The sequence below is a fragment of the Vibrio anguillarum genome, assembly GCF_003390515.1.
In the GTDB taxonomy this organism is placed as follows: Bacteria; Pseudomonadota; Gammaproteobacteria; order Enterobacterales; family Vibrionaceae; genus Vibrio; species Vibrio anguillarum.
On sequence record NZ_CP031478.1, the window covers coordinates 469,258 to 490,470 of the forward strand.

The following is a 21,213-nucleotide window of genomic DNA, read 5'->3' on the forward strand; positions in this document are numbered from 1 at the left end:
GGCTGTTTTGGCGCAGTGATAACCGCTCTAATGCCGGGACTAAGGTCAGTGAGTAAAAGGTGTGATGATGGCCAATATCGCCTTTACTGAACTGGTGCACAATGCCGTGCACGCGCTGCACGACAAGGCCATCACGCAACATCTCAAGCTGAGCGGTTTTGTCCACCAGCTCCAGCGCTGTTAAGCCAGATTGGCGACTGGCCAGTTTTATCTCATAGCGAAAACCGTAGCAATGCAGGCCCGCTTGCGCGCTATCAGACAGCGATTCCACGCCTTGGTATTCACGCACCACCAACGTGTCGTCTGCCAAACCCTCCACGGTGAGCCTAAAACTTAACCTTGCCATCTTTTTACCTTCCACATTTGAATGTCGAAAAACCTTAAGCTCAATACATTCCTAAAAAATGCATAACGCTATCTATACAACAAAATGCGACCTAATTTACCATGCTACCGCCACTTATCATGAACTTTGATAATTAGAAATCTATCATATAAATCTTTTTTATCAGATGGTTAGTTGAATAAAAACTGCGTCAGACTTCACATTAGACGACTTTATGCAACTTAGTTTGTTGACTAAACCAAAAACAACAATACTGTATATAAAAACAGGCAATTTTATTGGAAAAATATGAAATCACAATTTATTTTAAGCATTAAAGAGTATATGCAAGCGCGACACTATGCAAAGAAAACTATAGAGGCATATTTGCACTGGATAACACGATTCATCTACTTCAATAACAAAACACATCCAATGAGAATGGGTAGTAAAGAAGTTGAGATGTTTTTAACTGACTTAGCTGTTAATGGTAAAGTAGCCGCTAAAACACAAGCGTTGGCGCTTAACTCTCTCCATTTTCTGTACCGTGAAATCATTAAAGAACCGCTATCAATTAGCATGAATTTCAAGAAATCTCAACTTGCTCAAAAATTACCAGTAGTGATGACAAGAACTGAAATTAAGCGGTTTTTAGAACATATTGAGCCACGATATCAATTGCAAATTATGCTCTTATACGGATCAGGGCTGCGGCTGATGGAATGTGTCAGACTCCGAATACAGGATATTGATTTAGATTATGGTGCGGTTCGGGTATGGCAAGGAAAAGGAGGAAAAAACCGCACCGTCACACTTGCTAAGGAGCTTTATCCACAACTAGCTGAGCAACAAGCATTAGCTAAGCGTTACTATGATAAAGATATGCAAACCAAAGGTTATGGAGGAGTCTGGTTACCCAATGCGTTGCGAGAAAAATATCCTTCAGCTCCTTATGAGTTTAATTGGCACTACTTGTTTCCATCTAATTTACTTACCTTAGATGAGAATAGTGGGTTGAAACGAAGGCACCATATTAATGAGTCGGCATTGCAGCGAGCAGTTCGGAAAACCGCTCATGATGCTGAGATACAAAAGTCAGTTTCATGCCATACGCTAAGGCATAGCTTTGCGACACACTTGCTAGAAGCGGGAGCGGACATTAGAACAGTACAAGAACAATTAGGGCATAGTGATGTAAAAACCACTCAGATTTACACTCACGTACTGGATAGAGGCGCCAGCGGTGTATTAAGCCCACTGTCGCGCTTATAAAGCTTATAAATAAGCGCAATAAAAAAGGAGAGCATACTTGCCCTCCTTTTCTTTAAACCTTCACTGCTAAATTAAAGAGCAGTTTTTGCTTTTTCAACAAGCACTGCAAATGCAGCTTTGTCGAATACCGCGATATCAGCAAGGATCTTACGATCGATCTCAATAGATGCTTTCTTAAGACCGTTAATGAAACGGCTGTAAGATAGACCATTTTGACGAGATGCTGCGTTAATACGCGCAATCCATAGTTGACGGAACTGACGCTTTTTAGTGCGACGGTCACGGTAAGCGTATTGACCAGCTTTGGTTACAGCTTGGAAAGCTACGCGGTAAACACGTGAACGTGCTCCGTAGTAACCTTTAGCTTGTTTTAGAACTTTCTTATGACGTGCACGAGCTTGTACACCACGTTTTACGCGAGGCATTATGCTTCTCCTAAACTAAACGATAAATAAACTAAAAAGAATTAAGCGTATGGCAACATGCGCATAACACCAGCCACTTCACATTTTGGAAGGATTGAGTTAGGGCGTAGTTGACGCTTGTTCTTAGTAGTACGCTTAGTCAGGATATGACGTTTTGTAGCGTGCTTAAATTTAATACCGCCAGCAGTTTTCTTAAAACGCTTAGCTGCACCTTTGTTGGTTTTCATCTTAGGCATGATGAATAACTCCGCATTGTAGTAGTTTAAATAACATGTAATTAGGGCGAATAACACCCCACCGTCTTTCAACGGCGAGGTCTCATTACTTGTAAGCCGTTAATTACTTCTTTTTAGGGGCAAGCATCATGATCATCTGGCGTGCTTCAATTCGACTCGGGAAAGACTCAACTACTGCAATTTCAGCAGTATCCTCTTTCAAACGATGAAGAACATCGACACCGATGTCTTGGTGCGCCATCTCACGGCCACGGAAGCGAATAGTAACTTTCACTTTGTTGCCTTCTTCTAGGAAACGGGTCAGGTTGCGTAGTTTTACCTGATAGTCTCCAATATCAGTCCCAGGACGGAATTTAATTTCCTTAATCTGGATCTGTTTTTGCTTCTTCTTCTGCTCTTTAGCAGTCTTGCTCTTTTCAAAGAGGAACTTGCCATAGTCCATCACACGACAAACTGGTGGCTCGGCGTTAGGGCTGATCTCTACAAGATCCATACCAGCTTCTACAGCAGCTTCTAATGCTTCGTTGATTGATACAACACCAACGGATTCACCATCTGCGCCAGTTAAACGAACTTCACGAACGCCACGAATTTCACCGTTTAAACGGTGCTGGTTTGGTTTGGCCGGCTGTTGGCCACGTCTTCCGCCTTTAATAGTTTATTCCTCCAGATTGAGCTTACGGCTAGAAACTTCGGCTTGGATATACGCAATAAAGTCATCCAATTTAAATTTACCTAAGTCCTTGCCCCTGCGGGTACGTACTGCGATCTCTCCGGCTTCCATTTCTTGGTCACCACAAACAAGCATATACGGTACACGCTTTAAAGTGTGTTCGCGGATTTTAAAGCCAATCTTCTCATTTCTCAAGTCTGCTTTGGCTCTAATTCCACATTTTTGTAGTTTTTGTGCTACTTCCTGAGCGTAAACTGACTGTTTATCAGTAATGTTCATAATTACCGCTTGTTCCGGCGCTAACCACGTAGGGAAGAAACCTGCATACTCTTCGATAAGAATACCGATAAAGCGCTCAAGTGAACCCAAAATTGCACGGTGAATCATAACCGGAACAAGACGCTCGTTACTTTCGCCAACATATGTCGCGCCTAGACGAGCAGGTAAATTGAAATCCAGCTGCACTGTACCACATTGCCACGCACGATCTAAGCAATCATGCAAAGTAAATTCAATTTTAGGGCCGTAGAATGCGCCTTCACCTTCTTGAATTTCAAATGGGATATCCATTGCCTGCAGTGAAAGCTTTAATGCTTCTTCCGATTTATCCCAAATTTCATCACTACCAACACGTTTTTCTGGGCGTGTAGACAGCTTAACAACGATGTTATCAAAACCGAACGTCGTGTAGGTGTCGTAGACCATCTTGATACAAGATGTCACTTCTTGTTGAATTTGATCTTCGGTACAGAAAATATGGGCGTCATCTTGAGTAAAGCCACGAACACGCATAATACCATGTAATGAACCTGATGGTTCATTGCGGTGGCAAGATCCAAACTCAGCCATACGCAATGGCAGATCACGGTATGATTTCAAACCTTGATTAAATATTTGAACGTGGCCTGGGCAGTTCATCGGTTTAATTGCATATTCACGATTTTCAGATGACGTCGTGAACATGGCGTCCGCATATTTATCCCAGTGACCAGAACGCTCCCATAGAACTCTGTCCATCATTAATGGACCTTTTACTTCTTGGTAGTCGTACTCACTGAGTTTTTGGCGAATGAACACTTCAAGATCACGGAATATAGACCAACCGTTATGGTGCCAGAATACCATCCCTGGAGCTTCTTGCTGCATATGGAATAGATCGAGCTGCTTACCAATTTTACGATGATCACGTTTAGCCGCTTCTTCTAAACGCGTTAAATGGGCTTGAAGTGCTTTCTTGTCATGGAATGCCGTACCATAGATGCGCTGTAGCATCTTGTTATCACTGTTACCACGCCAGTACGCGCCAGCAATGCTAAGCAGGGTAAAGTGTTGGCAGAAGCTCATGTTAGGTACGTGAGGGCCACGACACATGTCAATGTATTCTTCATGATGGTATAGACCCGGTCTGTCATCACGAGCCACGTTCTGATCCAAGATTTCCATCTTGTATGTTTCACCGCGAGCCTCAAAAGCATCACGGGCTTCCTGCCAACTGACTTTCTTTTTGACAACTTGATATTTTGTCTTGGCAAGCTCTTTCATGCGCTTTTCGATTTGCTCTAAATCATCTTGCGTGAGTGATTGCTCAAGATCGATATCATAGTAGAAGCCGCTGTCGATCGTCGGACCAATCGCCATTTTGGCTTGTGGATAAAGTTGCTTTAATGCATGGCCAAGTAAGTGCGCACAAGAGTGGCGTACGATCTCTAAACCATCAACTTCATCTTTTGTCGTTATAATTTCAAGGCTAGCATCATTTTCGATAAGATCGCACGCATCGACGCGCACACCATCGACACGGCCTGCGATCGTTGCTTTTGCAAGACCAGGGCCGATAGAAGCTGCAACTTCCATTGTCGATACTGGGTGTTCAAAATGACGTTGACTGCCGTCAGGAAGAGTAATAATAGGCATGTATAATCCTTACAGTGGTGTTGCATACCAAGCAACACATGTTTTAATTTAAAACCCTTTCAGTACAACAACTTAGCTGAAGAAAGGGTTAATTTATTTAAATTTGGTACACTTTTAGGTACAAATACGGATGTACATTCTTGCGTACTTGTGTGCATTCTAATGAATGCAACACAGATCACAACATATTATTTTAATTTCTAATGCTTCTAGTAAATGAATCGCCTTCCTGATTTATATTCACACTAGCCCTAGAAAGAAACCAAGAAAAATAGGCCAGTCGTTCAGCTTTTGCAGCTAAATCCTCTCGTCCAAACTCAATTAGTTCATCATGCAATTCAGAAGCTAACGAACTTACGTGCACTAAACCTAAATCTATATCATCAAAACAAATACCATTACTCATAAAGACTTTTTACCTCTAAGCCACCAGCCGACGTTTTGTTAATCACTCTTTATTGCTACTATTATCAATAGAGTCTATTTTTAAACGGGATTAACCTCTTATTTTTCGGTGGTTATTTTCATTCGTTAGTTAACTTTCATCAATAGAGCGATTCAAAATGGTCTCTTTTATCCGCAATAAAGGTCACATTTGGGCCGTAGCGCGTGCTGTATGTCACGAGAATCTCTAGTCAGAGCGATAAAAAAGCGGAGAAATTTAGCAGGGTTAACACAGGATGAAGTAGCAGAACTATGCGGTATGAGTAAAAAGACATATCAACGCATAGAGCAATGTAAAACTGATATAAAGCTAAGTCAGTATGAATCAATTATCAGGGCGCTTAATGTCAGTGAAATTGATTTATTACTTGATAAGCTCGGTTATGACAATGCAAGCGAAGTAGACGTGTTGGCCGCTTCTAGATTACTACCCCAAAAAACAAGAAGACTTCTTATTGAGTTTCTTATAAGTCTACATGCCGACCTGAGCATAAACAACAGAAAATAATTAAGCGTTATGCGTCACGCTCAGTCAGCCACCAAGAAAAGCAGACAAAACAATACCCTTGGTGGTGGTGACCATAAGAACCGAAAAATTTTTATTTCCCGAGGGTTGCCCTCGTTTGCTAACCGACAGCCCCCAAAAGAACCTATTACCCCTAAATGTTTAGAAGCCAAGACGCTGAAGAGTTTCAAGCTTGATAAGTTGTCGCTCTTGCTCGCCTTTCTCGCTTAGCAACTTAAGACATAATGCGATGATTCGATCTTGATTACTAACAAACAACTCCTCAGCTTTCTTCCTGGTATCTTCGGTTCTAAATAAATCGACCAATGCTATTCTAGAAATTTCGAATAAGTGACGTTCTTCTTCATTTCTTAGTACAAACCTAATACCTTCAGTACCCATATGCCAGTACCACTCACTATCAATAGCCCATTCAGATTCCATTTCACCCTCCAGCATGTTTATAAAAAAACTCAACACCACCATTTTGACGAGCATTAGGTCTTCTTTCAAGAAACAACTTGCAGTTCAACTGATTTAGCAGCGTACTTGCCCAACTCTCAGAAAGATCCAACCTGTCAGCAATCTGTGACGAAGTAACCTCTTCGCCCCATCGAATTGAACTCAGCACTTTAAGCTGAGTCTTGCTTGGTTTAATGCGCGCCACTTGGTGCGGAACCAGACGTGCAGCAGTTATAAGAGCCTCGTTTATTGGCTCGTTTTGGCATAAAAATGACATGCAATTATCATCCGCTTAGATTTATATTTGAAATGAGCTATTAAATTGATCTAAATAGCCTTTTTGATGATCTGTTGATCCGTCGAGACAGGTCTAAAACAGGTTCGCCAGCAACTTTTTAACCATTCGTGGTAGCGATAAACGGCTTCTTTCTTTTGCAGTTCGATGTGAGTGTGTATATAAGCGAGATCAAGTTTACCCTTTGCGTGATTCAGTAGCGTCTCCGCAACCATGTAATCAATACCTAAGTCGGCCCAAATTGAACGAGCTCGCTTGCGCAAATCGTGTCCACTCCAATCTCCCTTTGAAATTGACTTAACTAAGTTACTGGCTAGCGCTCCATAAATGCCAGAACTTGAACGCAAATCAACGGGGAACACATACTCACCCTTATAGCCTAGCTCAGCTTGCCAATCTCGATATGATTGCAACAACTCAATCATCGAATCAGACAACGGATAAACCATCGCTTGACGGGTTTTTGCATCACCACTTGGGATCGTCCAGCACTTCGTTGAAAAGCTAACATTGCACCATTTGGCCTTGCGAGTTTCTCCAATGCGTGAACCATGGCCAAGCATCATCATCACCAGCAAACGAGTTGGATTATCAGCAAAATCTAATGCCATCAAGACATCAGGTACTTGATCAGTCGCTAAGCGACAACCGCGAACCTGCGCTTTAGTAATTGAAAAGTTGTCTGGGAAAAAGTCACGAAAGCGAACATCAGCCAGCGGATTAACCCCAATATGCTTTAACCTCTTCGCTGTTGTATATGCAGACTTCAACAAGTTAAACATGGCCTTCACGTAACTCAGTGAGAGTCCGGCATCAAACATTGGTTGGATTAGCTCTTCATCAATCAACTCCGCATCAAGCGTCATGATAGGCTCTCCGTGAAAAATGCCCATAAGATGGCGGTTAGCCATGCTCTTAATGTTTGCTAAGCGCTCTTTTGAAGAGTTACCAAGCTTGAATTGGCGTGTCACATGCCAATCAATTAGCTGATCAACCGTCTCAAAACGCCTAAAGTTAACCACATTATTTTTAGCGATCTGCACCGTCGTCGCGCTAACTAAGTCCATCACATCCTTAGCTTGCGTGGTCGGATAAGTGCCGATACGATAAGGAAACTGTTCACCATTTTTATATTGATACAGCCACCACGTGCCGCCCGTTCTAGACGCATTAAAGCGAAGATACAAAGAACCACGCACGTCCTTTAACTGCCTAACCCTTGGGTCACGCAAATACTTTCGGATTTGTGCATCTGAAATTCTAAGAGAAACGGTCAACTGAGCGTGCGCGTTTGCATTAAATCGAATCCCCATCACGCCCCCAATAACGTTGCTTTAATAGTCATAGAGCTAGGCTGACGTCCACGCCCAGAAAAATTAACCGAATCAATAGAACATTTCCCGCGAAATGCTTTAGGAAAAGAATCATCCAGAACCACAACCCCCTCAGCAAAAGCGCGCAGGTTAGGTGGCCCGATGATCGTCAGTTTCCGCCCCTCTCGTTGAATTCGTCTCAGCTCGGTTAAACAAACTTGCTCTGCGTCAATTCGGCTACCACAGTCCTTGCTGATCACTTTGAACGGCTCATTTCCCACCAAAACTTCCAATCTCTCACCAGAATCCGTCGTTAAATAAAAAGACTTAACGCCATTGAAGTCATCACGCCCATCAAGTTCGACCTCAACATTCAAAAAGTCAGCCGAGCCCTTCTCCTCCGCAATATCAGGAAGTGACAACGTAATAGTCTCAATCTTTTTACCACTTGCGCTTGAAGCTTCACCTTTCGGCGCTATCACATACACACCATCAACAATCTTCGCGGCGGCATCGTATTGTTTGGCTAAGCGATACACAAAAGCAGATGCACTCTCATCAGTCCGATCGACATGCTCGATTCTAATATTTTGTAATCGAGGATGAACAAAAACCGAAAACCCATGAGGGGTAACACAGTCAGAAACGACTTGCGTCAAGGTCGAATCATTCCAGCTTGACGACTTCTTGGCACGATAACCCGTTGAATCTTTAATATTAAAGGGGGCCACGCTCAGCACAATGCTGATCTCACGTGGGTGCAAACTTGCTGAACGCTTAGAAATCTGGAATTCATCACGAAATACATCACCTAAATAGACTTGATATTTCTCACCCTTTGGGGGAATACCATCAATATCATCTGAAAAAATAGCCATGGAAAGGTAGTCTCCTTCCACCCCATTACCATCTGTGAGCTGCCAACTCTTCAATAAGCTCATCATGAGCTCAGCGTTTTTACCTTCGATTCTCAACATCAGTCCCAACTCCGCGTAACACCAATAGAACGTTGATTCACATTCACTTCAGGGATAATCACAGAACAATCTTGTGGAAAAACATCAGCGCGAACATGGGGATTGAGGCGGTAAAACTCCGCCTCGATCCGATCTCCATCTTGCCCCGCATGCTTGAACAACAAATCAGCCACCAAATACCCCGCCTTAGCTTGTACCCGCATTAACGAAACTCCATCAGTTGTAAAGAAACCTCGGTCACCATCGCACGGCCATCATGGACAAGTTCAGAACGGCCCTCTTTGATCTGCTTAATCGTCCACTTGCCTAGGTTAAAACCTTGTCCATCACTCACTTGCTGCGGAGCAAGAATCAAAGCCCTCAGCGCGTCCACACTTTTAGCCGCGCCATATCGAGTCCACTTAGCTGTAATATCAATAGAATCGAGGGGTTGCCCCGTAAATTCCGATTTACTTCCATCCATCACCGACACTTCCGAGTAGGCTCCATTGCTTACCCGATCCATTTTGCTAATGGGGGTTTTATCCCCCACAGCAAAGACAAACTCACCGATCACGATGTGGTGCATAACTAACTCCGGTCAATCGCAGAAATAGACAAAGAATCATCAATAGAAAGCCCAGACATACTGCCGAACTGCTGCTGAAGCGCATTCGCTACTTCTTGTCGAGCCAGAGAAGCGAGCTTTTGTTCATCCATGCCCGGCGCGGCATAAATGGGCGTTGATATTTGGATAGGAGGAAGCGAGCGTGCCACCGACTCTTGTCGTTCCTTTTCCTCAATCTTCGATTGAACGTCACTAGAAGCCATTAGCTTATCTGGCGGATTCGTCAGCTTATCGCCAAACCAACCACCTAACAGCTCGCCACCATAGTCACCCAAAAACGAACCGGCTAAACCGCCGATAACAGTGCCAACACCGGGCAAAATGGCGGTACCAATCGCCGCACCCAAACTCGCGCCACCCAAACCACCAAGTAAACCACCTCCCTCGGTGATCGCTCCTTTAGTGTCACCATCCACTAAAGCGGTAGCGATATTCGCCGTAGAGATCGCCATTGAAAGCGGCCTAATCAATTTATTCAGTCCGCCTTTCCCTAAGCCCTCAGCAACATCACCACCAATATCAAGCGCATCTTGCGCCATGGCCATTGCCGGAGTCATCGCCAAAGCGCCCCCACCAAGAGCGATCGGCAAAGCGCCGCGCTTATGAGTAAAGAAGCTCGATGCTATATCATATGCTCTCAATAATGGATTTCGTGACCTGCGGCGTGGTGGCCGATTGTTTCTGTTGTTTCTGTTGTTCCTGTTGCGCCTATTTCTGTCGTTGCCTCCATCTTGTCCGCCATTATCTCGTCCTGAGTTCCACAACGTTTCATTTAGCCGGCTAAACTGCTTAGCAGCAAACTGCGCAGCGCGACCGCTCTCATTCGTTTCACGGTTTAGACCTTTACGAAACAAGCGGCTCTTATCTAGCGTGTTGCCAAAAATAAGCGAGGCAGCTTTGCCCGCAAGCATCACGCCTTTCAATGTGATCAACGCAGCAACGCCAATACCCACCGCAGCCGTTAAACCTTGGTTGGCTTCTGCGAAATTGCTCACCATGTCAACGGCATTACCGAGCGGTTGTAAAACCCAGTTCAACGCAGGAAGCAGCGCAGTACCAACGATCACACTCAAACGGTTCAACTTATTAATGAAAAGCTGAATGCCTATTTCACTCGTCGCAATACGCGAATTAAACTCACCTTGAAGTGATTTAAGGTGGACTTCTTCTGACTCATTAGCCAACTTACGCAAGCGAACAAACTCTTTCGTATTTCCAGCCAGAACCGCCACCGCGCCTTTTACCTCTTCACCGAAAATCTGTGAAATCAACGCGCTTTGCTCCTCCAGAGGTGCAGACTTAATCGCTTCTAATACGTCAAGCAAACTGCCCGCCGCATCATCTTGCATTGACGACGCCAAAGAAGCAGAATCGAACCCAATGGAAGAAAGAGCCCTTTTCTGGGTGCTTGAGGCCGCATCCCCCATAGTTAAACGGCCTGAAATATTTTTTACCGCTGTTGAAACTCGTTCGTCTCCCATGCCCGTTGCAATCATGGTGGTAGCCAACGCTGCAGTGTCATTATTGGTGAAACCTGCCAGTTTCGCGGTCGCCCCCTCGCGCGCCATCACGTTAGCAAGCTGCTTAGGGTCCATGTTTGAATCATTAGATATGTAATTCACCATACCCGCTAAATTCATCGCACCTTTTTGATCTAAGTTTAAAGCGGCCTTAAAATCAGACAGCGTCTTACCCGCTTGCGCCGCTTCCATATCAAAAGCCACACCCATTACCGCTGAATCCAAAACAAACTGCTTTAAATCATTAGGGTCTTTGATGCCAGAACGGCCACCAGCGGCAAGCATCGCATTCAGGTCATTCGCGTTTAACCCGCCGCCCTCTTTAGAAGCTTGAGTTTTCAACGACCACTGCCGCATTTGCGCCGCCTCTTCAGGCGACATATTCACTACCTTCTTCACATCAGCAAAAGAAGATTCGTTTTTAACTGCACTCCAAACCGTCGCGGCAACGGGCGCAGCGGCGATCGCTAGTGATGTCGCCTGACTGCCTATCTCACCTAACTTCGCACTACGTCCATCAATGCGCGACTGAATAGCCTGCATCTCCTTCATGCGCGCATTTTGCTTCGCAATAGCGGCGGTTGCTTTTTCTGCTTTCTGCTCTAAGCGCTGCTGCTCATCACCCAAGCGCCGAGTATTAATACCCGACTCTTTCAGTGCTGCCCCAAGGCCGCGCAATTTATCGCGCTGCTTCGTTTGTTTATCCGTCAGCTCAGTAACGCGCTGCGTCGCTTTTTTATAGGCCGAATTCAGATCAGAAGTGCGAACCTTACCTTGGTGCATCTCAAGGTTTAACGACTCCAAGCGGTTTTGCGCTTGGTGTAATTGAACCTTTAAGCGCTCGGCTCCATCACCTGACGCTTTTTTAAGTTGGCTATTAAGCCCTTTGATCTCTGCTTGCGTTTGGCTGTAAGCGACACGTAGGCCAGTCGCCTGAGCGTTATTTTCTTCAAGCTGCTTGCCCAGCTCCGAAACACTAAGCTCAGCTTGTTTAGATTGCTCCCTCAGCTTTTCCATGCGCTTAATAGCGGACTGATAACCCTCAACCTTTTTCAATTGAGAATTAAGAGAGATCACCTCACTGCGCTGTTTAGAAATTGCCGCCGTTAAACGTTCAGCCGCCGAAGTAGTAGAAACAATGTCCTCTAACCCTTTCACCGTAGTATCAAGGACTAAGCTGATCTTATCCGCCATTGCGCGCTCCGAGTTTTGACAAAATCAACTCATAACGACGCACCGCAACGTCTTGAGCCCATTGAAGCAACTCAGATTCAGACGTATTACGGTGCATAGGAATAAGGTCGATTAAAGATTCAACGTCGCGGGGTGAAAGAATGCCGCCGATTGTTGAAAAAAAGCGCCCACCTGCGGTTTTAGCGCCAAGTAATCACGTAAAGAGAGGTATTGAAAGTCCGCTTTTTGTAGCCCAGTTACCACGCGAAACATAAAATCTTCACGTTCTTCATCATCTTCAATTTCAGCCAATGCGGCAGAATGAGACACTTTAGGAACTTGGAATTTAATCCGAGCAAACTTCTCGCCCGCTTCATTTTCAAACGGATCAAGCAAATCAAATTCAAAGCAATCACCACTTAACTTTTTGCCTTGAACCTCATCACTGGGAGTTAAAATAAACTCAATAATGTCTGAATAAAGTTGAAGGAAATCGGGCGTATGTAGTGTGTTGAATTTCTCAAGTGTTATCTCAGCACAATGAAGAATCACCGCTTTGCGCTGTTCAAATTCCTGCTTTGGTGTCATTTCAGTCAGCTTAATGTGCGGCAACGCTTTAAAACTGGCGGTCGAAATGATTTTTAGCTTAACGGTTCTGAGCGCTTGTGCTTCTTTTTGTACGCTGTCCGTTTCACGCTGCAGTGCGGCTATCTCATCTTCACTCGCATCAGTCGTGATCTGCTTAAGCTTATTCTTCAGCTCTAACAGGCGAGCTTCTAGTGCTTTGCTTTTTGTCGCATCCCAACTAAAAAACTTAAGAATACTGATTTTTTCCATGTTGAAACCCCAAAAAAAAGACCTCCCACTATCGCTAGTAAAGGAGGTCTATTTGCCATATAAAATTAAAATCCCATTAAATCCACACCACCAACCGTCGCTTTGCCAGTGTCGATATTAATATCGTGGATCGTGATGCCCGTATCCGTCAGCTTGTATGCTTTGCAAGTGCCTTCAATGGTTACCGTAGGCTTTTCACCCATTTTTAACGCATCTTTCTTGATGTTGGTGATCGGCCCGTACAGTGAGTAAGCTTCAACATAAGCAATACCCATTGTATCTTTGCCATTTTCTGTCACGTTGATTTGCGCGTTATCCATAAAATATTTGCCAAGTGCAAGCTGCAGCAGCTTGTGATCACCATGGACTTTTAAAGACCACTTCAACGCTTCAAAACCCACCACATCTTCAGATTGAAAAAAACCGCCATCATTCGAGGCGGTCTTAGCTTTTAAATCGGGCGGGGTGAATTCCACGATTTCATTCATAAGTGGCACGGATTCAACCAATGCCGCAATACGTTTACGAATACGATCAGCCATTAACGACCTCCTCTAGCCACGCTTCAATTAAGCCGTTATCTACGCTCATCTCATACACCATATGTTCGTTTGGAGAATAGCGACCGTAGTTCACACACAAGAACCAACGCCCCGAGGTATAGTTCTCAAGGTTGTTCTTGTCAGGGTGCAGAAATGCCTTAAACACCGGGATAACACCTTGCGCGACTAGGTTTTGTCCCCAGTTAGTTAAGCGATCAATCACCTGGTTCATGAAAGCTTCGGTAAGCTGCTTGCCCATGAGGGGCTGGCTTGTCTCTTCAAGCTTACGAGCCATGAGATCTTCCAAGCCAACGTGACCAATAAAGCGTCCCGTATTGGTTCGGTTACCGATGATCGAATAGCCCCCCATGCGTGTGCGCGCAATGGTTACTACGCCATGCTTATTTAAGAAGTTAGCTTGCGTGGTTTTATCATTGATCTTGTAAGACACATTACGCGATGTTTCATCACACAGAACGCCGCGATTTTGTGGGCTTTCATACCCTTCCACCGAAGCCATTGCCGCAATCAAAGCGATGGAAGCGGGCATTAATACTTGTGCTCCATCGTAGGTTTTCAAAAACCAAGGGTCGATAATGCAAAGCTTATCTTCACCCGTTCCTTCCGCACCGAATTCGCCCGCGAACTCCGCTGCGGCCATATCGTTTGTGTTGGGTCCATCCAGTACAGGTCGGCAACGGACATCACGTCCAATTAGCGCTAATGCTTGGCCAATCGGTTTAGAGCTAAAGCCCGGCGCGCCGATAATCGTCGGTGTTTCAGGACACGCTTTCACCGCTTGTAAACCAGCGATCGCCCCTGTTGCGCTATCAACACCGCCAATCACATTCGCTTCCGTCGTTGCAGGCACTTCGGTATCTTCAACAACGGTGACGTAAAGAATGCACTGCACGAACTCGAGTAAATAACGCACCACGTTAGGTAGCGTCCCAACGCGATCGCCAACACTATCAAGCATCAACATCGCATGTGGGTAATTCCATAAACGAGTCGGCTCGTTATAAGCTAACCCTGCGTTTTTATTCGGTGCAGTTCCAGTGATGTGAACCACCTGCAGTGCAAGTGGCCCCATGCTCGGCATCGGCTCAATGGTTTTGACTTCAACGCCATTGAGTTCAAAATCTTGGATCGGTGAAAGCATTATTTGCCCTCTTGTTTTGCGGTTGTCTCTGCCGCTTTTTGAGCAACAGTCGCTTTCGCTTGTGTTCCGGGTTTGCCCACCTTGCCATTCAGTAGCAGCATGGAAGCTTGAGCAGGTAAGAGCGGGACGGTTTTGTTATTCTCGTAATCAGGGCTAACCCATTCGCCGTTCAATCGAAACGGCTGTAATATCGGGTAGTTCTGAGTTTTTGACTTTTGCAGCTTTGTGGGTGTCGCCATTGGCTAGCTCCAATAAAAAACCCGCCAATGCAAAGCACTAAGCGGGTTGGGTTTGAATAGGGTTGTAAACGAGCATTAAAAACCCGCTAATTTAGCGGGTGTCTAAAGTGTTTCTGGGTTTATCGGCCAAGGGTTTTCGGTTTTGATTTTATCAACCGCCGCGTCTGCTTGCGCTTTAAAATCTTCATACTTAGCAATATCGCCGTCATCTTTAGCTCGATAAGCTTCAAAGTAAAGCGGGTCGCTAATTTGCGTGTATAACGCCCTGCGCTTGCTATCTACTACATCATATTCAGCAATGTATTTGTTGCTTTCATTAGTCACCCACTTGTCATCAATACGTTCATCAAAAATCGTTAATGGCTTATCAGGCGTAAATCCGCCTTTAATGGGACCTAGCTCAGAAACCACTTCCGACTTAGTGCAATCAGATTCATCATAAATCGTCGTACCGCGATGGTCTTCGATGTATTCCGAATCAATAGCTTTTCCCGAATCATCTAAGATTGCTACTACTGCAAAACCTTCTTTTGGTGGTAACGGTTGAACCTCTAACGCATCTTTGGGAATGTGAAAGATTCCTCCCCGATATTCAGATAAAACAGCTTGTTGAATCTCTTTCGTGTGACCATCTACAGGCCAATACTGTTTTGGTTCTATCATTTCAATTCCTTAAATGACAATGGCCATAGAACGAGCAATGTTTCGTGGTCTTGTTTCTATACCATTGCCAGATGATTTCTGTTGTTCTGGACTCTGATATGCACCTTGCCCTGCGGCACCGTATGTAAGCGCTCCTGCGTTAGCAAATGAACCATCGTTCTGTTTAGCCGCATTGCCGGAGAAATATGGTGAAGCAAATGCACTAGGAAAAGAAGGTGACGTTGCTGCGCCTCCAGACACCGCTGTTAGGGGATGATAGTGGGCCTCAAAGTCGTCAGATTGATGACTACCTAGCACACGACCTGCATCCACGCCTCGACCTTGATCAAGCACACGCAAGAACTCACCGCGAATTTCACCCGTATTAATTGTGCCACCACTAACTAAATGCGGATAACGACGAGCTAAACGCCAATAAACTGCTGTAGGTAAATCAACATTGATCTCCATCACTGCCCACTCTGGTGCTTCTTCAGCAAGCCATAAAAAAGGCATACCTACCTGATCTCCTGTGTAGGGAATCCAATAAAACGGCTTAGTATTGTCAGACCAACCAGCATGACGATTCCCTTCTGACAGCGGCCACTTACCAGCCAATGACTCAACATTGGAATACCATTGCCAATACGCTAACTCACCAGTTGCTTGATTTATGGTGTAGCAAATTTCGCCCGTTTTATATTTTCGACCTTGGTCATAAGGTAAAAACTGACTTACCGCGACTAAATTCGACCAATCTGTTTTGGCTTGTTGCTTTGCTTGGGTTAAATCATCATCCGTCGCATATTGGGGGTGCGGAGCATTATCATCGGTATGCGCTTTAATGCGCGCTTCCAAATCTTCCCAATCAACATACACTTTTGACAGATCAATTTTGCACTCAACATTGCTCGCATTGGTAGTGTACATTTCCACGGCATAGCGAACCGAATCGGTAGCGCCTTGCTCTATGGTTGGCTTGTAATCCCCTTTTCCGCGAGCGTAACCATAAAGTGTGCCATCTTCTAAGCGGATCGCCACTTCATTAATATGAAAACCACCCACATCGGCGGGTAGATCGCCTTTAAATACCAAGAGTGTTGGGCTTTCAGGGTCAAACAGCATACCGCATGGAACGGTATACTCTTCTTGAATCATAGTGGTTTGCAAACGTGGGTCACTTTCATCAGCAAGTAGCCCGCTACCAAACACCATTTCTTTCACGGGTAGCTTTCGACCTAGTTGGATCGAGTTGTTTTCTGCTGCAATACCTGCATTCGTTAAATAGCAGCGCAAGTCTGTATCTTGATTAGCCATGTTTAATTCTCACCGACTTAACTGAATGAATAGCAATCGCTCTGGTTTTAGGCATTGCATATATTGGAGGAATGGGCTCGGCAGCTTTCACTTGCACAATACGCGCACTGTGAAGCACCAAAGCACGATACTTATTTGCGCTGTGTAACCGCGAAAGCGTAGTTGTAACGCTGTCTCGTTCCGATTTGTAAGCCGTAATTCGCGCATTAATACGTTGCGACATCTCCGCTGTAAGCGGTTGATCAAGTAATCTGGCATCAACGTCAATGGAATACGCTGCATCACCACGGGTAACAGCAGAAGCAAAGCCCAACGCATCAAGCGCTGTTTTAAGCCCTGTTCTGGTTCCGGCCTTGCTGTGTATAGGGAATGCTTTATCCGTCGTTTTACGTTGCTGCACTATCGTGTCGGTAGGTTGCCAATCTGCAACGCCACGCTCACCTGCGAGCAGCACAACGAACTCATCAGCGGTTAACTGTGGGTTCTTTAAATTTGGGTAAGGGTTCGGGGCTAACGCTAAAATACGCGCCCATGCGTATTCTAATGACTCTTCGATGAGCGTTCGGTTGTCAGGTTGAACGCTAACAAACTCATTCGGATCTGACATCAATAATCACCTCGCTACAATATGGCGCCTCATCCCATTGGCACACCACATCAGCAGCAGGCTCTAACACCTTCACTCGCTTCACACCCAGCTCGTAGAACTCGTGGCCGATCTCTTCAACATCAATCACTTCTTCTAAGCGATGCTTGCGCTCAGCAAAGGCCATTCCGGCTTGCTGTGCCTGTGCTTTGGTGACGTGGTTATTTGGATTTGCGCCGGTATAAAGCACAACGCTGATCGTATAAGGAATAGGTATCGCAGCTTTTGTGGTGATCTCATCACTTTCCTGAGCAATGTCATCACGGTTTAAATACTTGCTCGCGCGTTCAAGTAGCGCAGCACTCGGAACGCCATTGGGCGTTTCGCGACTCAAAATAGCAACAGCCACTTTACCCGAATTTGGCTCGGTCATTCTGGCCTGTGCATCTTTCACAAGAGCGGGTTGAGCCGCTTTCGGAAATTCATAGCGCACAACCACCGCATCCGCTTCCGACTCAATCTTAATCACTGGCCGCTCATCCAAAGTTAACGCATGAAAGCGGTAACCTAACCGAGTTCCAGTGGTATGGAACTGGTACGGCGCTAAATCAAAGCGACGTAAGAGATCATCATTAGACTCAAGAACAGCGGGTTTAGGTGGAAACACTGAGGTATCTTCTGGCTGTAAGACTTGCCGTTTCAAGTTGTACTGCAGCGCCATTAAATCCACCATGTCGCTTTCTGTCACGAACTTACGAAACATCTGCAGCGCCCAGTAGTTTTTCTCACGGGTATCAGCAATGTATTTCAGCACCAAAGCTTGCAGCACTTGTGCGAGTAATTCACTGTCATTAGTCAACGCCTCTTGCAAATAAGCAGCTTTCTCTACATCGCTTGCTGCGCAGTGCTCTACAGCAAACGCAATATACTCAGCGAGCAACGTTTCAAAATCGGGCTCTTGAAACGCTTTCGGCCTGTTATCTTGAGTTGTCATACATCCACACTCGTTCTTATTGCTTCACCATTCCACTTGCCGACCACGCTCACCACAAAACCGCGTGCAGTTGGCGTGGCTTGACACTGTTCGATCGTCAAGCCAATCAATTGATTATTAGGATTAGTTAACGCTTCAATGGAAAGGTTTTGCACAATTAATGCTTCAGACGGGCTTTGATTTTTCCCTAAACGCTCAATGGCTCGGTTACCCAGCGCACGGCGCTTCACCCGAGAACCAACTTGAGTGGTTAGCACTCGCTTAATTCGGCAACTCAATGCAGCAAGCCCAGTGACAGTTAAACCCGACTCTTGATCAATGCCCACTATCATTTTTTAGCCTCAGTTGTCGGCCTATTTTCATCGTCATAGTGGAAGTGCAGTTTCACGCTATAGCCATCAACCACTACATCACCATCGGTGATCTCCATCGAACCGGCAAAAGTAGCCGCGCCACCACTTGCACCACCAGAAACTGCAAACGCGCCTTGGTGGTTAAACAGGCCAGTATTAATCAACTTGCCTGTGAATATGCTGTCGCCTGTGCGGTTCGTATTGCCTGTGTGTTCTTGGTTACCAATGTGCGTTAAGTCTGCATTCAAAAACATGCCGCCGGGGTAGTTGCAAGTGATCGAACCTTCATCGAGGTTATACAGCTCGGTCATGCCGCCCCCGTAATCCGTCATTACTTCGTTTTCTTGCAAAGTCGGAAAGGGAAACTGGTTAGAACGCAACCCCATCAGCGCGGCGGCGTTGTTTAAGTTGTCACCATGGCCAAGGTTAATCAAAATGCACTGCTCACCAACGGTTGGGCGGCGATAATGTTTGACTCGCCCCGCCGCAGGCACAAAAAAAGGCACACCCTCAGCTAAGTTTGTGCCTGTTTGAATATCCACCGTTCGTTCATGGGCCGCTTTAACTGTACCGAGGCGGATAATATTGGCTAATCGCCTATCGGTATCCGTAAGCTCTTCTCTCAGTTTTCGAACTTCATTCTGAAGCGCCGCTACTCTCTTGATTAAATCCATCCAATTCAGCCCCGCCAATTTCACCATACACTTCATCAACTGGGCCCATGCGTATAACTTGCCGAATCGATATGGCGCGCATGAAATAACCATTTTCGGCATTGAAGGCTACCGGATCGCTTTGAATAAAATGTGGTTCTTCTAGTACATCAGGGTGTTCAAATAAATTTGAAACAAACTCTCTTTCAATTCGAGAGCATACATCAAGTGCTAATTCGTCAAACTTATCATCGGCCATACTTACTGTAACAATGAAAAAAATCTCTATTTCGTGTTTTTTCCTGCCATCGTTAGAAAACTCGTCCATCGTGTTGCAATCACCGCACCGATAGGTAACTTCTAAACCGTTTAGTTCTTCTGGTTTCCTTTTGTAGTGTGAGCTCATTTTAATAGAAAGGCACTCTTCAACATGAGAAACAACCAAGCCAATATAATCACTTGGATTTCGAAAGAACTTGTCTAAGTTCTGCATAAAAAAACTCCTCAAACATTCCGTTAATCTCAGGCTCCAAACTTGAGATAATTTCTTCCACTTCATCAGCGATATCTTTTTTTATAACGCTATATTTTCTTCTTGCTTTTGACGTTTCGGCTGTTACATGTCTTTGCACGGCGAATGGATGAGAATCAGTTCTAAATTTCTTGATAAATGCATTATTGTGAATTTCTCCAGAGCCATCCTTAATCCTGCTTCCTGCCAACTCCTTTATAGGCCCAAAACGATGGACAGACACATCATTTAAACCTATCCATAATTTAGATGTATAAACCCGAGTTTTACCGCTAAGAAGCTTTACGTTTTTATATGGCTTAAATCTCCGATCGAATACTTCTTTAGTGCGTTTATCTACCTTCTTACTCGATCCGCTATTTGATATTCTTAATTCAACACCAAGAAGATTCATTGAGTAATTTCTTAGCCAGTTATTCGTCCTCCAAGTTGCTACCTTTGCCGCCCTTTCAATATCGCGAGGAAGGTAGTTTAGTTTTGATATAAAAGATGTATCTACATTAACTTTTCCACTCGGAGTAATCATCACCACGCGCCCCGCTGCCTTTTTGCACCATCACATACTCGCGTGTGATCTGGCTATCCGTGCCGGTTGATTTAACAGGCATCTCATAAACCAACATATACGGCTTATCTTTATAAACCGTACTGCATTGCTCTGGTAACGCTTCATCAGTAAGTAAACGATACACAGTGTGCTCACCGCGCTTTGCACTTTGTATGTACCCAATAATCTCTCGCTGATCGCCTTCTGCTGTCGTCACTAAAATAGAATGCCCAAAGCAATCCGCGATAGATGCCCGGAGTAACCCCCGAGCAGATTCAAATAAGCTACTCATACTTAAGCAGCAGGGACGATTTCAGTGATCACACCGCCAGTCAGCAGCACACCACCGTCAACGAACACACCAACGGGTTGCGAAACCGCACCTTCTGCCGTGGGTTTCGTTTTAGTAAACTCGCCCGCTTCAAAGTAAGCCGCATCACAATCAAAGCTTGGTGTGTCACCCACTTTAATCGGGCCATCAAAGTGACCATCAATGTGGCACGTCACCACTTCACCCGCTTTAATGGTTTGCATTGGCACAACCAACAAACTGCCCACCAAACAAGGGATGTCTTTTTTAAAGCCACCCGTTGGAGCGATCACTGCAATTTTTTTACCGTCGCTATAACGCATCGTTTTCACCATTTTTATCTAGATAAACAAAAGGG

28 protein-coding genes are annotated in these 21,213 nt (G+C 45.0%); 2 read left to right on the plus strand and 26 right to left on the minus strand.

Going from position 1 to position 21,213, the window contains the following annotated elements; translation table 11 throughout:
- Positions 1-346, minus strand: a 346-nt coding sequence (locus DD616_RS17290) for a contractile injection system protein, VgrG/Pvc8 family (RefSeq protein WP_269148163.1), incomplete at its 3' end; no start/stop codon positions are given.
- Between the two features lie 288 nt (positions 347-634).
- Between DD616_RS17290 and DD616_RS01950 the strand changes: the two genes are divergently transcribed.
- Entirely contained in the window at positions 635-1,597 is a 963-nt protein-coding gene (locus DD616_RS01950) for an integron integrase (RefSeq protein ID WP_017043784.1), read from the plus strand.
- Positions 1,598-1,668: 71 nt separating this feature from the next.
- On the opposite strand, the gene rplT is transcribed toward DD616_RS01950, so the two are convergent.
- From rplT to DD616_RS01975, 5 genes are all read right to left on the minus strand, one after another.
- Positions 1,669-2,022 (minus strand): 50S ribosomal protein L20, encoded by a 354-nt coding sequence (rplT, locus tag DD616_RS01955; protein WP_010319590.1) that lies wholly within the window; start codon positions 2,020-2,022, stop codon positions 1,669-1,671.
- A gap of 41 nt (positions 2,023-2,063) precedes the next feature.
- A complete protein-coding gene (gene rpmI, locus DD616_RS01960) occupies positions 2,064-2,258 on the minus strand; it encodes a 50S ribosomal protein L35 (RefSeq protein ID WP_010319591.1) in 195 nt (64 codons plus the stop codon).
- A 103-nt stretch (positions 2,259-2,361) separates the two neighbouring features.
- Positions 2,362-2,913, minus strand: coding sequence for a translation initiation factor IF-3 (gene infC, locus DD616_RS01965; RefSeq protein WP_080569453.1), 552 nt, complete (start codon positions 2,911-2,913; stop codon positions 2,362-2,364).
- A 3-nt stretch (positions 2,914-2,916) separates the two neighbouring features.
- Positions 2,917-4,845, minus strand: coding sequence for a threonine--tRNA ligase (gene thrS, locus DD616_RS01970; RefSeq protein WP_010319593.1), 1,929 nt, complete (start codon positions 4,843-4,845; stop codon positions 2,917-2,919).
- Positions 4,846-5,038: 193 nt separating this feature from the next.
- Complete coding sequence (locus tag DD616_RS01975) at positions 5,039-5,251, minus strand: hypothetical protein (protein ID WP_208871621.1); 213 nt, start codon at positions 5,249-5,251, stop codon at positions 5,039-5,041.
- Between the two features lie 210 nt (positions 5,252-5,461).
- Between DD616_RS01975 and DD616_RS01980 the strand changes: the two genes are divergently transcribed.
- Complete coding sequence (locus DD616_RS01980; RefSeq protein WP_208871622.1) at positions 5,462-5,797, plus strand: helix-turn-helix domain-containing protein; 336 nt, start codon at positions 5,462-5,464, stop codon at positions 5,795-5,797.
- Positions 5,798-5,956: 159 nt separating this feature from the next.
- Here the strand turns inward: DD616_RS01980 and DD616_RS01985 are convergent, their stop codons facing one another.
- From DD616_RS01985 to DD616_RS02085, 20 genes are all read right to left on the minus strand, one after another.
- Positions 5,957-6,238 (minus strand): hypothetical protein, encoded by a 282-nt coding sequence (locus DD616_RS01985; protein ID WP_208871623.1) that lies wholly within the window; start codon positions 6,236-6,238, stop codon positions 5,957-5,959.
- Between the two features lie 345 nt (positions 6,239-6,583).
- Positions 6,584-7,864, minus strand: coding sequence for a site-specific integrase (locus tag DD616_RS01995; RefSeq protein WP_208871625.1), 1,281 nt, complete (start codon positions 7,862-7,864; stop codon positions 6,584-6,586).
- Positions 7,864-8,841: a hypothetical protein gene (locus DD616_RS02000; protein ID WP_208871626.1), complete on the minus strand. Its 978-nt coding sequence runs from the start codon at positions 8,839-8,841 to the stop codon at positions 7,864-7,866. Before DD616_RS02000 ends, DD616_RS01995 begins: the two co-directional genes overlap by 1 nt.
- Positions 8,841-9,044 (minus strand): hypothetical protein, encoded by a 204-nt coding sequence (locus DD616_RS02005; protein WP_170895095.1) that lies wholly within the window; start codon positions 9,042-9,044, stop codon positions 8,841-8,843. The genes DD616_RS02000 and DD616_RS02005 overlap by 1 nt, the downstream gene beginning before the upstream one ends.
- Entirely contained in the window at positions 9,044-9,409 is a 366-nt protein-coding gene (locus DD616_RS02010; protein WP_017049014.1) for a phage tail protein, read from the minus strand. The genes DD616_RS02005 and DD616_RS02010 overlap by 1 nt, the downstream gene beginning before the upstream one ends.
- Before the next feature lie 2 nt (positions 9,410-9,411).
- On the minus strand, positions 9,412-12,162 hold the full coding sequence (locus DD616_RS02015) for a phage tail tape measure protein (RefSeq protein ID WP_208871627.1): 2,751 nt from the start codon (positions 12,160-12,162) through the stop codon (positions 9,412-9,414).
- Between the two features lie 111 nt (positions 12,163-12,273).
- Positions 12,274-12,978: a phage tail assembly protein gene (locus DD616_RS02020; protein WP_208871628.1), complete on the minus strand. Its 705-nt coding sequence runs from the start codon at positions 12,976-12,978 to the stop codon at positions 12,274-12,276.
- Between the two features lie 65 nt (positions 12,979-13,043).
- A complete protein-coding gene (locus DD616_RS02025; protein WP_064626817.1) occupies positions 13,044-13,520 on the minus strand; it encodes a phage major tail tube protein in 477 nt (158 codons plus the stop codon).
- The gene (locus tag DD616_RS02030; protein WP_208871629.1) at positions 13,513-14,682 is read right to left on the minus strand and encodes a phage tail sheath protein; all 1,170 of its coding nucleotides are present in this window, start codon (positions 14,680-14,682) and stop codon (positions 13,513-13,515) included. The genes DD616_RS02025 and DD616_RS02030 overlap by 8 nt, the downstream gene beginning before the upstream one ends.
- Positions 14,682-14,921: a hypothetical protein gene (locus DD616_RS02035; protein ID WP_208871630.1), complete on the minus strand. Its 240-nt coding sequence runs from the start codon at positions 14,919-14,921 to the stop codon at positions 14,682-14,684. The genes DD616_RS02030 and DD616_RS02035 overlap by 1 nt, the downstream gene beginning before the upstream one ends.
- 102 nt (positions 14,922-15,023) lie before the next feature.
- Positions 15,024-15,584, minus strand: a complete 561-nt coding sequence (locus DD616_RS02040; RefSeq protein WP_208871631.1) for a hypothetical protein — start codon at positions 15,582-15,584, stop codon at positions 15,024-15,026.
- Positions 15,585-15,593: 9 nt separating this feature from the next.
- Positions 15,594-16,880 (minus strand): phage tail-collar fiber domain-containing protein, encoded by a 1,287-nt coding sequence (locus tag DD616_RS02045; protein WP_208871632.1) that lies wholly within the window; start codon positions 16,878-16,880, stop codon positions 15,594-15,596.
- Entirely contained in the window at positions 16,873-17,487 is a 615-nt protein-coding gene (locus tag DD616_RS02050) for a phage tail protein (protein ID WP_208871633.1), read from the minus strand. The genes DD616_RS02045 and DD616_RS02050 overlap by 8 nt, the downstream gene beginning before the upstream one ends.
- Positions 17,471-18,460: a baseplate J/gp47 family protein gene (locus DD616_RS02055; RefSeq protein WP_208871634.1), complete on the minus strand. Its 990-nt coding sequence runs from the start codon at positions 18,458-18,460 to the stop codon at positions 17,471-17,473. The genes DD616_RS02050 and DD616_RS02055 overlap by 17 nt, the downstream gene beginning before the upstream one ends.
- The gene (locus DD616_RS02060) at positions 18,457-18,792 is read right to left on the minus strand and encodes a GPW/gp25 family protein (protein WP_017042809.1); all 336 of its coding nucleotides are present in this window, start codon (positions 18,790-18,792) and stop codon (positions 18,457-18,459) included. The genes DD616_RS02055 and DD616_RS02060 overlap by 4 nt, the downstream gene beginning before the upstream one ends.
- On the minus strand, positions 18,789-19,487 hold the full coding sequence (locus tag DD616_RS02065; protein WP_231140441.1) for a phage baseplate assembly protein V: 699 nt from the start codon (positions 19,485-19,487) through the stop codon (positions 18,789-18,791). Before DD616_RS02065 ends, DD616_RS02060 begins: the two co-directional genes overlap by 4 nt.
- Positions 19,450-19,959, minus strand: coding sequence for a hypothetical protein (locus DD616_RS02070; protein WP_208871635.1), 510 nt, complete (start codon positions 19,957-19,959; stop codon positions 19,450-19,452). Before DD616_RS02070 ends, DD616_RS02065 begins: the two co-directional genes overlap by 38 nt.
- Positions 19,922-20,524, minus strand: a complete 603-nt coding sequence (locus DD616_RS02075) for a hypothetical protein (protein WP_208871636.1) — start codon at positions 20,522-20,524, stop codon at positions 19,922-19,924. The genes DD616_RS02070 and DD616_RS02075 overlap by 38 nt, the downstream gene beginning before the upstream one ends.
- Positions 20,499-20,837: a hypothetical protein gene (locus tag DD616_RS02080; protein WP_208871637.1), complete on the minus strand. Its 339-nt coding sequence runs from the start codon at positions 20,835-20,837 to the stop codon at positions 20,499-20,501. The genes DD616_RS02075 and DD616_RS02080 overlap by 26 nt, the downstream gene beginning before the upstream one ends.
- Before the next feature lie 2 nt (positions 20,838-20,839).
- Positions 20,840-21,178 (minus strand): capsid cement protein, encoded by a 339-nt coding sequence (locus DD616_RS02085; RefSeq protein WP_170900777.1) that lies wholly within the window; start codon positions 21,176-21,178, stop codon positions 20,840-20,842.
- Positions 21,179-21,213 lie beyond the last annotated feature (35 nt).